The following is a 13,304-nucleotide window of genomic DNA, read 5'->3' as shown; positions in this document are numbered from 1 at the left end:
GCGGCCGGAAGTCATCGGCGCGCCGTCACCTTGACGGAACGGGCACCGGCCGCAGCACCAGCAGGGCGCCCTCGCGACCCGCGACCATGGCGAACGCGAAGCGGTCGGCCTCCAGGCACAGGCCGACGTCGTCCGGGTGAACCCCCGGGTAGCCGCGCCGCGCATCCTGCGCGAGCGAGGCCGCCCAGCGTGACTCCCGCGCCCGCCGCAGATACGGGTCCGCGTCCACCTCGTCGGACTCCACCCGGCGCCCGATGTACTCGGCACACGCGCGATCCTCCGCGGCCCGGCCGTCCTCGCCGGTGACGACGAACGTCACCTCCTCCGCGCCCCTCTCCCGCAGGCACCGCGCGGTCGCGCCGGCCACGACGAAGCTCGCGCACAGCACCAGCCCGGCGTCGGCCACCGCCAGGGCACCCACCGTCCCCGCGGTCGTCTTCTGCACGATCGTGCGGCCCGAGAGGTCGTGTGCCGCCAGCATGGCCGGGGAGTTGAACGCGTCGAAGCCGGGCGCGGGCGGGCCGTCCTTGAGGGCCAGCCAACCTCCATGACGGGCCTTGAGCTCCAGGGCCTCGTCCTCCGAGGACGCCAGGACGATCCTCTCGGCGCCGCCGGCGAAGGCCCACGCGGCCACCGTGAACGCGCGCAGGACATCGACGACGACGGCGACGGCGGGAGTCCGCGTCAACTCCGGGATTCCGAGCAGATGAGAACGCATCCGGCCCATCCTGCCCCGGGCTGCCCGTGCTCGGCCGGGAATTTCTCGGCGCGGGAGAGCTGCGCGCCCCGCAGGGCCCGAGCGGTCAACTCCCCGCCGTGCGCCGGAGTTCGGCGAGCGTCAGTACGTTGCCGCCGATCCCCCAGCCGCCGTCGGGCACCTCCTCGACGAGGACGAGGGTGGCGGCGCGGGCGCGTTCGCCGTAGAGGTCGACGTAGAGCTCGGTGGTGCGGGTGATGATCTGCTCCTTCTGCTCCTCGGTGAGGGTGCCTGCGGGGACCTTGAAGTTCGCGAACGGCATGTGAGTGCTGCTCCCTGTGTCTGTCCGTCTGGGTGGTGTCAGGTGTGTTGCCGCACCCCACCGTCGTCCGCAGCCGGGCGCACAGCCAGGGCTGCGTCCACCCTGGGGTCGGCGTCCCCTGGTTGGGCGCCGCGTCGCGCGTGATGATGGCGGGATGAACCTCGCCGAGCTCGCCGCGTTCCTGAGATCCCGGCGCGACCGCGTACGGCCCTCCGACGTCGGCCTGCCCACCGGACCGCGGCGCCGGGTGCCCGGCCTGCGACGCGAGGAGGTCGCCCAGCTGGCCGGTCTGTCCGCGGACTACTACACGGAGCTGGAGCGCGGCGGCGACGTCCAGCCCTCCGCGCAGGTGCTGGCCGCGCTCGCACGGGCGCTGCGCCTCGGCGGCGACGAGCGCGACCATCTGTTCCACCTCGCCGACCGGCCCGTCCCCACGGTGGCCCGCGGCTCGAACGCCCACGCCCAGCCGGCCCTGCTCGGCCTGCTCGACCGGCTCACCACGACACCCGCGCAGATCATCACCGACCTGCACGAGACCCTTGTCCAGAACGAACTCGCCGTCGCGCTCATCGGCCGCGCCGGGACCCACCGCGGAGCGGCCGGCAGCTTCGTCCACCGCTGGTTCACCGACCCCGGCGCCCGCGCCGTCTATCCCGTGGAGGACCACCCCCAGCACTCCAGGGCCTTCGTCGCCGATCTCCGCGCTGTCGCCGCCCGGCGCGGCCGCGACACGGAAGTCGCCGGGATGGTGGCCGACCTGCGGCGCCGCAGCGAGGAGTTCGCCGCGCTGTGGGACACCCACGACGTCGCCCTGCGGCGGACCGACCACAAACGGATCGTCCACCCCACGCTGGGCGTCGTCGAGGTCGACTGCCACACCCTGTTCAGCGAGGACGGACGCCAGCGCCTGCTGTGGTTCAGCGCCCCACCCGGCACCGAGGCCGCCGCCCAGCTGGAACTGCTCTCCGTCATCGGCACCCAGGACATGTCCGCGGAGGGTGGGAGCAGGTCGCGGTAGGCGCTTCGAACGGCCGGACCGAAGGCTGGCGCGGGTGGAGCGTCCGTGCGCACACCCGGCGAGCCCGGCCTGCGTCACGCGCGGCAGCCGGCCGCCCCGAACGCACGCAGGCGTCCGGTGCGCCCGTCTCTCAAGGCTTCCGGGCCAGCCCGCCGTGCTCGGCGACGACCGGAGTGGGCGAGTCGGGGTCCGGACGCCACTGCGTGACCGGGACGACACCGGGTTCGACGAGTTCCAGGCCGTCGAAGAAGCGGGTGATCTCGTCGACCGAGCGCAGGACGTACGGGACGGCACCGCTCTTGTTGTAGGCGTCCTGGGCCTGTTCGAAGACCGCGTCGATGCCGAGGGAGCCGTCGTTGACGCAGAGGTGACTGCCGGAGGGCAGGGCGTCCATCAGCCGGGTGACGATCGAGCGGGCCTGGTCGTGGTCGGCGACGTGGCCGAGGATGTTGCTGAGGATGAGCCCTACCGGTCGACCGAGGTCCAGGGTCTCGGCGGCGGCCGTGAGGATACGGTCCGGGTCCCGCGCGTCGGCCTCGACGTAGGCGGTGGCGCCCTCCCGCGTGGAGGTGAGCAGGGCGCGGGCGTGGGCCAGGACCATCGGGTCGCTGTCCACGTGGACGATCCGGGCCTCGGGCGCGATCCGCTGCGCGACCTCGTGGGTGTTCTGCGCGGTCGGCAGACCGCTCCCGACGTCGAGGAACTGCCGGATGCCGGCCTCCGAGACGAGATGGGTGATGCTGCGGCGCAGGAAGGCGCGGCTGCCGCGGGCGATGGTGACGATGCCGGGGAAGACGGCGGTGTAGGCGTCGCCGGCCGCCCTGTCGACGGGGAAGTTGTCCGTGCCGCCGAGCCAGTAGTTCCAGATGCGCGCGGAATGCGGCACCGAGGTGTCGATCTCCGGATGTTCCGCTGGTTGGGGCGCCGTCACCGGGTCGCTCATGAGTGGGGTCCGTCCTTCAGCCGGGGCGCGTCGATCGTTCGCGCCCCAACCTATGTCCGAACACCCGCCGCCCGTCTGCCCGTTCGGGGATTCCGAGCGGTCAGGAGAGTGCGGGGCGTGCGGCACCCGCAAGCGTTCTCAGCGGCCGCGGCGCACCTGGGCCGCCCGCCGGGCCTCGGCGAGTTTGCGGGCCTCGCCGGCCTTGCGGGACCTGCCGCCGGTGCCGCGGGAGGAGTCCTTGCTGGTGCCCAGCCCGCGGAAGGGCGCGTTGGTGTTCTTGGGCCGGGGCCCGCCGTCCAGCGGGGTGCCGGAGGGAGCCTTGGCGCCGGTGATCCGGCTCAGTGCCGCCTCGCCCGAGCGCACCTTGGTGACGGTCGGCCGGATGCCGGCCTCGTCCAGCACGCGGCTCGTCTCGCGCCGCTGGCCCGACAGCACCAGGGTGACGACCCTTCCGGACTCGCCCGCCCGGGCGGTACGGCCCGCGCGGTGCAGGTAGTCCTTGGCGTCGGTGGGCGGGTCGACGTTGACGACCAGGTCCAGGTCGTCGACGTGCAGGCCGCGGGCCGCGACGTTGGTGGCGACCAGGACGGTGACCTGACCGTCCTTGAACTGCGCGAGGGTGCGGGTGCGCTGCGGCTGGGACTTGCCGCTGTGCAGGGCCGCGGCGGGCACCCCACTGGTCCGCAGATGGCGGGTGAGCTGGTCGACGCCGTGCTTGGTGTCCAGGAACAGCAGCACGCGGCCGTCGCGGGCGGCGATCTCCGTGGTGACGGCGTACCGGTCGGGGCCGTGGACGACCAGGACATGGTGATCCATCGTCGTGACGGCGCCCGCGGAAGGGTCGACGGAGTGGACGACGGGGTCCTTGAGGTAGGTGCTGACCAGTTCGTCGACATCGCGGTCGAGGGTGGCCGAGAACAGCATTCGCTGCCCCTCGGGACGCACCTGGTCGAGCACCGCCGTGACCTGCGGCAGGAAGCCCATGTCGCACATCTGGTCGGCCTCGTCGAGGACGGTGATCCGCACCCGTCCCAGACGGCAGGCCTTGCGCTCGACGAGGTCGTGGAGCCGGCCGGGGGTGGCGACGACCACCTCGGCCCCGTCCCGCAGCGCGGCGATCTGCCGGCCGATCGACATGCCGCCGACGACCGCGGCCATCCGCAGCCGCAGGGCGTCCGCGTACGGCGCCAGAGCCTCGGTCACCTGCTGGGCGAGCTCCCGGGTCGGCACCAGGACCAGCGCGAGGGGCTGCTTCGACTCCGCGCGCTGCCCGGCCGTCCGGACGAGCAGCGGCAGGCCGAACGCGAGCGTCTTGCCCGATCCGGTGCGCCCGCGCCCCAGGACGTCGCGTCCCGCGAGGGCGTCGGGCAGCGTGGCCGCCTGGATCGGGAACGGCTCGCGCACACCGTTCTCGGTGAGGGTGTGCAGCACCTGGGTCGGGAGTGCCAGGTCGGCGAAGGAACCGCCGTGGTCGGGGTGGTCCATGAAGTGCCTTCCGCAGAGGGGACGTACCGAGGAAGGCCCGGCAGGAAGTCATGAGCGCGCAAACGTTAGACGGTAACACAACGTGATGACCGAGCTCGGGCCCCGCCTCCTTTACTCGAACAGGAGTTTCATTTAGCAGGGCGGTGGAAGCACTTCCGCATGGCGCCCACCACCCTCCCCGAACAGCTCGTCCGCACCTGCCGCTTCACCCGAGGCGTCCCCGAGCGGTTCACCGTCTCGCCCGACGGATCGACCGTCCTGTTCCTGCGCGGGCGTACGGGCGACGATCCGGCCACCTGTCTGTGGGCGCTGGACGTCGGCTCGGGCAGGGAAAGACTGCTGGCCGACCCGGTCCGGCTGGTCGCGACGGGGCCTTCACCGCGATCGGCCGCCATCGAGGCGTACGGCACCGACGCGGCGACCCGGGTCGTCGCCTTCGCCCTGGCCGGCGGGCTCTGGAGGCTGGACACGGGCAAGGGGGAACCCCGACGCCTGCCCGCGCTCGGCCCGGTCGCGGATCCCCGCCCCGATCCGACCGGGCGCCGCATCGCCTACGTGTCGCACGGCGCCCTGCGCGTCACGGAGGCGGACGGGTCCGGGGACCGCGCGGTGGCCGAACCGGACGCCCCCGACGTGGAGTTCGGCACCGCCGTGCACACGGGCACCACGTCCCTCGACGGCGCCCGCGGCCACTGGTGGTCCCCTGACGGCGGTCGGCTGCTGGCGGCCCGGACGGACTTCACCGACGTCCGGCCCTGGCCGACGACCGATCAGGCCGGGCCACCGGAGACCCGCACCGCCCTCGCCGGCACCCCCAACCCGGACGTCACCCTGTGGCTCACCGGACTCGACGGCCCGCGGACGCCGGTGGACTGGGACCGAACGGCCTTCGAGTACGTCGTCGGCGCCGGCTGGGACGCACACGGACCCTGGGCTCTCGTGCAGTCCCGCGACCAGCGGACCGTCCGGTTCCTCGGTATCCACCCGGCCGACGGGCGCACGACCGTCCTGGACGAGCAGCGCGACGCCGCCTGGGTGCAGCTCGTACCGGGCCTGCCCGTCCGCACGGGCTCCGGGGCGCTGCTCGCCCACCGCGACCTGCGCGGCACGAGACACCTCACGCTGGACGGAACGCCCGTGACGCCGAAGGGACTTCAGCTGCGGACCGTGCTCGGCACCGACGGCGACGAGGTCCTGTTCACGGCCTGCGACGACCCCACCGAGACCCACCTGTGGAGCCACAGCCCCAAGTCCGGCCTCCGGAAGCTGAGTTCCGGTCCCGGCGTCCACTCCGGCGCCGCCCGCGGCGGCACCCTGGTCCGGGTCACCCGTGACGCCGAGCGGCCCGGTGGCCGTACCGAGGCGCTGCGCGCGGGCGCAAGGACGGTCGCCGTCCTGTCGTACGCCGAACACCCGGTGGTGGACGTCCACGCGCGGCGGCTCGTCCTCGGACCCCGGGCGCTGCACGCCCGGCTTCACTTCCCGTCCTGGCACCGTCCGGGCGACGGCCCGCTGCCGGTGCTCGTGGACTCGTACGGCGGAGCCGGCCTCCAGCGGGTCACCGCCGAACTGGACTCGCGGGTCCTGCTGTCGCAGTGGTTCGCCGAGCAGGGCTTCGCGGTGCTCACGACCGACGGCCGCGGCACCCCGGGCCGGGGACCCGACTGGGAGCGCGAGGTGCACGGCGACCTGTTCGGGCCCGTCCTGGACGACCAGGTCATCGCCCTGCACGAGGCCGCGGGCCGGCACCCCGACCTCGATCTCGGCCGGGTCGCTTTCCGGGGCTGGTCCTTCGGCGGTGCGCTCGCCGCCCTGGCCGTGCTGCGCCGGCCCGACGTGTTCCACGCGGCCGTGGCCGGCGCGGGCGTCGCCGACCAGCGGCTGTACGCGGCGCACTGGCGCGAGCGGTTCCTCGGCCATCCCGACGCGTTCCCCGGCCGGTACGACGCCTGCGACCTGCTCCTCGACGCGCCTCGCCTGGCCCGCCCGCTGCTCCTGATCCACGGCCTGACCGACACCAACGTCCCGCCGGTCAACACCCTTCGCCTGTCCGAGGTGTTGCGGGCCGCCGGGCGCCCGCACGAACTCCTGCTGCTGCCCGGCATCGGCCACCAGCCGATCGGCTCGGCGCTCACGGGCGAGCTGCTGGACCGTCAGGTGCGGTTCCTGCGACGCCACCTGGACGTCGGTCCGACGCCGACCGGCGAGCGCACGGGGTGCTCGTCCTAGAAGGTGCGCTTGAGCAGGTCGAGCAGGGCCGCCCAGTGCCGCTCGTCGCCCTCGCGGTGGTACGAGGCGGTGTCGGCCTGGGTGTATCCGTGCGGAGCGCCGTCGTAGACCTCGCAGTGGTGGCGGACCCCGGCCTCGGTCAGCGCGGCGGCGAGGCGCTCGATCTGCTCGGGAGGCAGCGACGGGTCGTCGTCGGCGTGGCCGAAGTACAGCTCGGCGGTGATGTTCCCGGCCACCAGGTGCGGGCTGTCCGGGGTGTCGGTCGCCAGGCGTCCGCCGTGGAACCCGGCCGCCGCGGCCACCCGGTCCGGATAGGTGCCGGCCGTGAGCAGGGACAGCCGCGCGCCCATGCAGTAGCCGGTGAGGGCGACCGGGCCCTCGGCGACCTCGGGGCGCTCGGCCAGCCAGCGCAGATACGCCCCGGCGTCCCGCATCGCGAGCTCGGGCGTCAGGGACTGCATCACCGGCATGATCTTCTCGAAGATCTCCGGCCGCGCGGACGGGTCGATGAACTCGGGCAGCTCGAAGACGGGGGCGCGCCCGTGCCGGTAGAACACGTTGGGCACGAGGGCCGTGTAGCCGGCCTCGGCGAGCCGGTCGGCCATCGACCGCAGCTGGGGGCGCAGTCCGAAGGCGTCCTGGAAGAGGAGGACGGCCGGCCGGGGCGCACCGTCGCCCGGGTGGGCCAGATAGGCGTCCGCGACGCCGTCCTCGGTGGGGATGTCGACGGCGGTTCCCTGTACGGAGGTCATGGGGGGATTGCCTCTCTGCGCGTGCGACGGCGAGCGGGTCGCCGGCCCGGCGGAACCGGGCCGGGCACATGGTTGCACGCACCACCCAACGGGCCGTCGCAGCCCCCTGCCACTTGAGAGCGGCTTTACCCGAAGCGGCTGGTGCCACCCGCTCTTATCCGAAGCCGCTCATGCCACCCGCTCTACTCGAAGCGGCTGGTGTCACCCGCGCCGTATCGGACGATCTCCGCCTCGCCGCTCGAGAAGTCGATCACCGTGGTCGGTTCGGTGCCGCAGTCCCCGGAGTCGACGACTGCGTCCAGCACATGGTCGAGGCGGTCCTTGATCTCCCAGCCCTGGGTCATCGGCTCCTCCTCGTCGGGCAGGAGCAGGGTGCTCGACAGCAGCGGCTCCCCGAGTTCGGTGAGCAGTGCCTGGGTGACGACGTGGTCGGGGATGCGGACGCCGACCGTCTTCTTCTTCGGATGCTGGAGCATGCGCGGCACCTCCTTCGTCGCCGGGAGGATGAAGGTGTAGCTGCCGGGCGTGGACGCCTTGATCGCTCGGAACACGTCCTTGTCGACCCGTACGAACTGGCCGAGCTGCGCGAAGTCCTGGCAGACCAGGGTGAAGTGATGACGGTCGTCCAGATGCCGGATGGTCCGGATCCGGTCGATGCCGTCACGGCTGCCCAGCCGGCACCCGAGCGCGTAGCAGGAGTCCGTCGGATACGCGATCAGCGCGTCCGACCGGATGCTCTCGGCGATCTGGGAGATGGTGCGGGGTTGCGGGTTGTCGGGGTGCACGTCGAAGTACTTCGCCATCCGTCGAGCTTATGCCCCGGGCTGCGATGACCGTCGCAAGGCCGTGCTCGACGACATCGGCGACATCGGCAACAGCAGCGACATCGGCGCCCGGCGGCGGCGCGGGCCGGGTGCGACACCCGCTCGCCGCGCTCCTGTTCGCCGCTCCACCGCAATGTCCGCCCGACGCACCTCCTCCTGCACACCCTCTCCCCATGCAGACCGCGTCCGTCCGGGTGTCCGTCCGCCGCACGTGAGGTAGCGTACCGAGCGGTATGTCGGGATGCGAGGGGCGAGGAGAAGGGTGACGTGGCAGGTCGGGAGGGCGGCTCCGACGGGGCTCGGGCGGCGGACGCCGGAACCCCCACGTGGGCGCAGGAACTCCTCGACCATCTGCGGCCGACGGGACGTGACGTCCGCCGGGTCGTCGCCTGGCTCGCGGAGACGGTGAACGGCACGGCCTCGCTCCGCGACGACACCGCGATCCTCGCCGGAACACCCCTGCCGCTCGACGAGGGCCTGGTCGCCGACATCCTCGCCGGACGCATCGCCTCCGCGGCCACCGCGGACGAGGCAGGCCATCTGCGCCTGGTCAGGATCGAGCACCCGAATCCGGCATCCGCGGGAGTGCTCGCCGTGGCCCGCCCGGAGCCCTTCGACCGGCGCGCCTCCGACATCCTCACCCACACCGCCCAGGTTCTCGAACTCCTGCTGCGCGCCCGCGAGACGACCGAAGCCGGGCGGCGCCTGAAGCGCGCCACGTCCGATCTGCGCCTGGCCATCCTCCAGTTGCTGATGGTCGAGGACACCGTCTCGGCGCGCCGTGTCGCCGCGGGTCTGTGGCCCGGCCTGCTCGACACCGACACGGCGTGCGTCTACGTCCTCGAAGGGAGCGCCTCCGAACGCGAACGGCTCGCCGAGGAGTGCCTCGGCGTGACCGGCGACCGCGCACTCGTGGTGCGCTGCCCCGCCATGGACAAGCACGTGATCATCGTGACCACGGGGGAGGCAGCGGGCCAGGCCCTGCGCTCGCTCGTGGACCGCAGTCCCGGCACCCTGCTCGGCGGCAGCTCCCGGCAGAGCCTCGCCCGGACCGCCACCGCGTACGGGCAGGCGGTCAGCGCCCTCGCCGTGGCGCGGGTGCGGCCGGACAAGGCCGCGCTGTACGCCGAGCGCAACCATCCGGAACGGCTGATGGACCCGGGGGCGCTGCGGGCCTGGACCGCCCGGCTGCTGCGCCCGCTCGACACCCTGCCCCTCCACACCCGCGCCGAACTGCTCGCCACCACCCGCCTCGGCCTCGAGTTCACCGCCGTCAGCGCCGCCAAGGTCCTCGGCGTCAGCCGCAACACCGTCCGCGCCCGGATGGAACGCGTCGAGTCCCTGCTGCGCACCGACTTCACCGACCTGACCGTCCGTGCGACCGTCCACCTGGCGCTCAGCACCCAGGTCAGCCTTGCCGACGGACAGGGCGAGCACGGCGGTGCCCGGCAGGATTGCGTCCGGCTGGGGGAGCTGCTGGCCGGCCCGGCGCTGGGAGCCTGGGCGCGAGAGCTGCTGGGCCGCCTGGACAACGACGGCCGCGACCTGCGCCGCACCCTGCGCAGCTGGATCGCCGCCGGCGGCAACGCCGAACGGGCCGCACAGGCGCTGGCCGTCCACGCGCAGACCGTGCGCGAACACGTCCGCAGTGCCGAGCCGGTCCTCGAACGCCAACTGATCGCCTCCGGGAGCGACCTCTACGAGGTCGTCCTGGCCCATCTGGCGACCGGCGAACTCGAACACCCCGTCCTGTTGCGGGACGATCCGGGCCATCCGGACGCACCTGTGCACGGGTGAGTCCTGTGCCGCGCACAGCGGGCATCGACGCGATTCACAGGAGTGCGCAGGTCACGTAAGTTCGACGCACCGCAGGGGGAACGACCGGAACGGGGGACCGGTCGCGCCCCCTGCGACGTTTCTCGGCGGAAGGCGCTCCGAGGCGGTCCCGAGGCGCCGATGTCCTGTTCGCATGTCCCGCCCGGTACGACTGAGCCGCGCGCGGCGGGTACTCGTCCGGCTGGGAACAGGAACTCCTGCGCACCCGCCTCGACGGCGGCTGACCGGAGAGCCGCGGAAGGGCCGGACAGACGGGTGTCCGGCCCTTCCGTCGTGCTCGGCGCGCCGCCGGTCCCGATCACGGCCGTCGCGACTGAACGGCCGTAACCGATCTTCCGTACCCCAGGGCGAAGGCGTACGCCGACTGGATACGGAGAGGCTCGTGCCGCGACGAGGACGCAACCATCGAAGCACCGTGTCACGACTGGGCACCCTCGTGGGGAGCCTCGCCCTGGTCACGGCCTGCGGCGGGGGCGAGGACGACACCGCCGAGACCCCGCGGCCGTCGAAGACCTCCGCCGCGCCCGCCGCCGGTGTCGTGGCCCCGGCCAGGATCGAGGTGATCGCCGGGCTGGCCGGCTGCAAGGCCGAGATCCGGATCGAGGCGGACGAACTGCGCGAGGGGGTGTGCCACTCGAAGCAGGCCGACTACCGCATCACCACCTTCCCCGCGGAGAAGTACAAGGAGGCATGGCTCGACGCGGCCGCCGTCTACGGCGGCAAGTACCTCGTGGGCCCGGGCTGGGTGGTCAGCGCCAAGGCGGAACATCTGGAAGAGGCCAGGAACAGACTCGGCGGGACCATACGGCAGCTGCAGGGCACCTCGTAGGTTCCGCCGGGCGCGCCCCCGGCGGAACCCACCCGGTCAGGCCACGAGCGCGGAGACCTCGCTGCGGGCCGTCCTCGGTTCGAGGACCCGCTCGGCCAGGTAGCCGAAGAGCAGCCCGAACGCCGCCCACAGGACGGCCTGGACGCCGAGGGAGGCCAGGCGGAACTCCCACAGGTCCGTGGCCGGGAAGCCCTTCGGGGTGTTGTCCCCGGCGGGCAGGACGACCATCGCCACCGCCACCGCGGCGACGAAGGCGATGCCGGCCGCGGTGGAGGCGTTCCAGTTGCCCCAGGCCGGGGCCAGTCTGCGGCCCAGCAGGACCGCGCCGATCCCGAGGAGCACACTGAGCGCGATCATCAGGACGAACAGTGCGGTGCGCTGGTCGATCGAGTCCGGGTCGCCCACCGCGGGCGGGTTCGCCGGGTACTTGAGGATCGGCACCAGGTAGACGGTGAGGAACCCGCCGAGCGCCGCCAGCGCCGCCGTCGCCCGTGCGCCGAACCGGCCGATCCGGCCCAGCGCGAAGCAGAACGCCAGCGCCATGATGCCGCCGATGGCGACCCCGAAGACGAGGACACCGGTGGCGAGTCCGGCGGTCGACTGCACGGAACGGCTGACGAGTTCCTCGCCGTGCTCGTGGGAGCCCGACTCCTCGAACGCGATGGCCGCGTCCACCGGGCCCTCACCGACCAGGTAGGCGAAGACGAAGGCCAGGACACCGGCGCCGAGCCCGGCGAGCATGCCGCGCGCCAACAGGGCGCGTACGACTGTGGAGTTCATGATGGTCCGCCCCGCCTCAGTGGCAGGGGAAACCGAGCAGGTGGCGTGCGTCGTGCACCCACTCGTGGACGCCCTCGCCGGAGACGAGTGCGGTGGCGCCCTGTTCGGCGCCGACGAAGTACAGCAGGACCAGCATCAGGACGCCGAAGAAGACGGCCCAGGGGACGAGGGCCCGCACCGGCAACGGGGTGATCGCAGGGGTGGTGGGCGTGGGGGCGGCAGTGGACTGCGCCATGGCGAGACCTCCTCGGGAACAACGCGTCCCGCATCGTGTGGAGCACTCGACGACGGCGTGGGGTCTGACTCACCACCACCTCGTCGGCCGAGGGGTGGCACACAGTGGCGCGACCGTGCCGGGCTTGCACCGGACTTCCGTGGCGCCGTCGTCCTTGTCGCCCCAGATGGTAGGGGCAATACGGGCTTCGGCCAACATGGCGTACGCCACCTACGATGAACCGCTCCCGGAGACTCGACGAAAGGGCCCGCATGACCGTCCGGCTCACCCTGCTGTGCGCGGCCGCCCGTACGGGACGCGCCGTCCGCTTCGCCGATGACGCCCTCGACGAACGGGCACTGCACCGGGTGCGGGCCGTCGCCGGAACCCTCCCGCGGGCCGCCACCCACTGCACGGCACCCTCCCGGCGCTGCACCGAGACGGCCCGGACCCTCGGCTGGGAGTCCGTCACACCGCAACCGGCGCTGCGGGACCTCGACATGGGGTCCTGGTACGGCCGCACCCTCGACGAGGTCGCGGCAACCGACGCGTCGGGACTGGCCGCTTGGCTCAGCGATCCGCAGGCGGCGCCGCACGGCGGGGAGAGCGTGGCGCAGCTCTGCGACCGCGTGGCGGGATGGCTGGACGCGCTGCCGTCCGACGTGGGGCGCGTAGTGGCGGTGGTCGAACAGGCCGCGGCGCGGGCCGCCGTGGTGCACGCGCTCGCGGCACCTCATCAGGCGTTCTGGCGCATCGACGTCCCGCCGCTGTCCACCGTGGAGCTCACCGGCCGCAGCGGCCGCTGGAACCTGCGGATGGCCGAACTGCCGGTCAGCCCTCGCCCATCACGCTGAGACCAACCAGGCCCTACAGCCGCCGCGTTCACGGCGCACGCATCTTGACCTTGTCCGAATCGGAGGCTTAGCGTTCGGGCGCTTCCGAACGCCTCCGGCGCAGTCTGACGCTCGACACGCTGAAGCCCTGGTCGCAGATTCCCGAGCCGGCGGACTCCGCGGGCATCGGCCGGTACCGCACCACGGTCACCCTGCCGGCCGACTGGACGGCCCTCCACGGCGCCGAGTTGGAGCTGGGGCAGGTCAGTGACACGTTCCGGGTGAGCGTCAACGGCCGGCGACTGCCCGCGGCCGACCGGCTCCACCCCGTCGTCGACCTCGGCCCCTTTCTGCGCCCCGGTGACAACACGATCGAGATCGAGGTGGCGACCCCGCTCATCCACCGGCTCAGGGTCGAGCAGCCCGCGGTGTTCGGCGGGGTGGCCCGCCAGGACCACGGTCTGGTGGGGCCGGTCAGGCTGGTGCCGTACGCGCAGACGACCGTGCGCTGACGGACCACCGCGGTGGAAGGCGGACGCCCT

14 protein-coding genes are annotated in these 13,304 nt (G+C 73.0%); 6 read left to right on the top strand and 8 right to left on the bottom strand.

The genetic code is table 11. The annotated features are described in order from the left end of the window. Positions 1-25 precede the first annotated feature (25 nt). The gene (locus IOD14_RS24445) at positions 26-718 is read right to left on the bottom strand and encodes a 2-phosphosulfolactate phosphatase (protein ID WP_212671530.1); all 693 of its coding nucleotides are present in this window, start codon (positions 716-718) and stop codon (positions 26-28) included. Between the two features lie 85 nt (positions 719-803). After that, on the bottom strand, positions 804-1,019 hold the full coding sequence (locus tag IOD14_RS24440) for a 4-oxalocrotonate tautomerase family protein (RefSeq protein ID WP_212671529.1): 216 nt from the start codon (positions 1,017-1,019) through the stop codon (positions 804-806). A gap of 154 nt (positions 1,020-1,173) precedes the next feature. On the opposite strand from IOD14_RS24440, the gene IOD14_RS24435 reads away from it, so the two are divergent. Next, the gene (locus IOD14_RS24435; protein WP_123986947.1) at positions 1,174-2,037 is read left to right on the top strand and encodes a helix-turn-helix transcriptional regulator; all 864 of its coding nucleotides are present in this window, start codon (positions 1,174-1,176) and stop codon (positions 2,035-2,037) included. Between the two features lie 130 nt (positions 2,038-2,167). On the opposite strand, the gene IOD14_RS24430 is transcribed toward IOD14_RS24435, so the two are convergent. Both IOD14_RS24430 and IOD14_RS24425 read right to left on the bottom strand, forming a co-directional pair. Further along, positions 2,168-2,980 (bottom strand): SAM-dependent methyltransferase, encoded by an 813-nt coding sequence (locus tag IOD14_RS24430; RefSeq protein ID WP_212671528.1) that lies wholly within the window; start codon positions 2,978-2,980, stop codon positions 2,168-2,170. A gap of 138 nt (positions 2,981-3,118) precedes the next feature. Continuing rightward, a complete protein-coding gene (locus IOD14_RS24425) occupies positions 3,119-4,465 on the bottom strand; it encodes a DEAD/DEAH box helicase (RefSeq protein ID WP_212671527.1) in 1,347 nt (448 codons plus the stop codon). A 159-nt stretch (positions 4,466-4,624) separates the two neighbouring features. Between IOD14_RS24425 and IOD14_RS24420 the strand changes: the two genes are divergently transcribed. Further along, positions 4,625-6,694, top strand: coding sequence for a prolyl oligopeptidase family serine peptidase (locus IOD14_RS24420; RefSeq protein ID WP_212671526.1), 2,070 nt, complete (start codon positions 4,625-4,627; stop codon positions 6,692-6,694). Here IOD14_RS24420 and IOD14_RS24415 read toward each other — a convergent pair. Together IOD14_RS24415 and IOD14_RS24410 are read right to left on the bottom strand one after the other, a co-directional pair. Next, entirely contained in the window at positions 6,691-7,446 is a 756-nt protein-coding gene (locus tag IOD14_RS24415) for a dienelactone hydrolase family protein (RefSeq protein WP_212671525.1), read from the bottom strand. The genes IOD14_RS24420 and IOD14_RS24415 overlap by 4 nt on opposite strands. Positions 7,447-7,628: 182 nt before the next feature. Further along, positions 7,629-8,249 carry an L-threonylcarbamoyladenylate synthase gene (locus tag IOD14_RS24410; protein WP_174269040.1) on the bottom strand — a complete coding sequence of 207 codons (621 nt, stop codon included), beginning with the start codon at positions 8,247-8,249 and terminating at the stop codon, positions 7,629-7,631. 288 nt (positions 8,250-8,537) lie between these two features. On the opposite strand from IOD14_RS24410, the gene IOD14_RS24405 reads away from it, so the two are divergent. Both IOD14_RS24405 and IOD14_RS24400 read left to right on the top strand, forming a co-directional pair. After that, on the top strand, positions 8,538-10,067 hold the full coding sequence (locus IOD14_RS24405; RefSeq protein ID WP_212671524.1) for a helix-turn-helix domain-containing protein: 1,530 nt from the start codon (positions 8,538-8,540) through the stop codon (positions 10,065-10,067). Positions 10,068-10,521: 454 nt separating this feature from the next. Further along, positions 10,522-10,935: a hypothetical protein gene (locus tag IOD14_RS24400; protein ID WP_212671523.1), complete on the top strand. Its 414-nt coding sequence runs from the start codon at positions 10,522-10,524 to the stop codon at positions 10,933-10,935. Between the two features lie 36 nt (positions 10,936-10,971). Here the strand turns inward: IOD14_RS24400 and IOD14_RS24395 are convergent, their stop codons facing one another. Next, positions 10,972-11,715: a CbtA family protein gene (locus tag IOD14_RS24395; protein ID WP_212671522.1), complete on the bottom strand. Its 744-nt coding sequence runs from the start codon at positions 11,713-11,715 to the stop codon at positions 10,972-10,974. 16 nt (positions 11,716-11,731) lie between these two features. Next, the gene (locus tag IOD14_RS24390; RefSeq protein ID WP_037712826.1) at positions 11,732-11,950 is read right to left on the bottom strand and encodes a CbtB-domain containing protein; all 219 of its coding nucleotides are present in this window, start codon (positions 11,948-11,950) and stop codon (positions 11,732-11,734) included. Positions 11,951-12,165: 215 nt separating this feature from the next. Between IOD14_RS24390 and IOD14_RS24385 the strand changes: the two genes are divergently transcribed. Both IOD14_RS24385 and IOD14_RS44505 read left to right on the top strand, forming a co-directional pair. Then, positions 12,166-12,783, top strand: coding sequence for a histidine phosphatase family protein (locus tag IOD14_RS24385; protein ID WP_249126053.1), 618 nt, complete (start codon positions 12,166-12,168; stop codon positions 12,781-12,783). A gap of 260 nt (positions 12,784-13,043) precedes the next feature. Further along, positions 13,044-13,274: a hypothetical protein gene (locus tag IOD14_RS44505; RefSeq protein WP_249126052.1), complete on the top strand. Its 231-nt coding sequence runs from the start codon at positions 13,044-13,046 to the stop codon at positions 13,272-13,274. Positions 13,275-13,304 lie beyond the last annotated feature (30 nt).

This window comes from Streptomyces sp. A2-16 (assembly GCF_018128905.1).
Lineage (GTDB): Bacteria > Actinomycetota > Actinomycetes > Streptomycetales > Streptomycetaceae > Streptomyces.
The sequence above is the reverse complement of the archived record's forward strand: the minus strand, read 5'-3'. Positions and strand labels throughout refer to the sequence as shown.

Bases quoted from the DNA above. Each gene is read 5' to 3' on its own strand.
- IOD14_RS24415 (WP_212671525.1), bottom strand. From the start codon at position 7,446: ATGACCTCCGTACAGGGAACCGCCGTCGACATCCCCACCGAGGACGGC.
- IOD14_RS24430 (WP_212671528.1), bottom strand. From the start codon at position 2,980: ATGAGCGACCCGGTGACGGCGCCCCAACCAGCGGAACATCCGGAGATC.
- IOD14_RS24385 (WP_249126053.1), top strand. From the start codon at position 12,166: ATGAACCGCTCCCGGAGACTCGACGAAAGGGCCCGCATGACCGTCCGG.
- IOD14_RS24420 (WP_212671526.1), top strand. From the start codon at position 4,625: ATGGCGCCCACCACCCTCCCCGAACAGCTCGTCCGCACCTGCCGCTTC.
- IOD14_RS24440 (WP_212671529.1), bottom strand. From the start codon at position 1,019: ATGCCGTTCGCGAACTTCAAGGTCCCCGCAGGCACCCTCACCGAGGAG.
- IOD14_RS24425 (WP_212671527.1), bottom strand. From the start codon at position 4,465: ATGGACCACCCCGACCACGGCGGTTCCTTCGCCGACCTGGCACTCCCG.
- IOD14_RS24395 (WP_212671522.1), bottom strand. From the start codon at position 11,715: ATGAACTCCACAGTCGTACGCGCCCTGTTGGCGCGCGGCATGCTCGCC.
- IOD14_RS24410 (WP_174269040.1), bottom strand. From the start codon at position 8,249: ATGGCGAAGTACTTCGACGTGCACCCCGACAACCCGCAACCCCGCACC.
- IOD14_RS24390 (WP_037712826.1), bottom strand. From the start codon at position 11,950: ATGGCGCAGTCCACTGCCGCCCCCACGCCCACCACCCCTGCGATCACC.
- IOD14_RS24435 (WP_123986947.1), top strand. From the start codon at position 1,174: ATGAACCTCGCCGAGCTCGCCGCGTTCCTGAGATCCCGGCGCGACCGC.
- IOD14_RS24445 (WP_212671530.1), bottom strand. From the start codon at position 718: ATGCGTTCTCATCTGCTCGGAATCCCGGAGTTGACGCGGACTCCCGCC.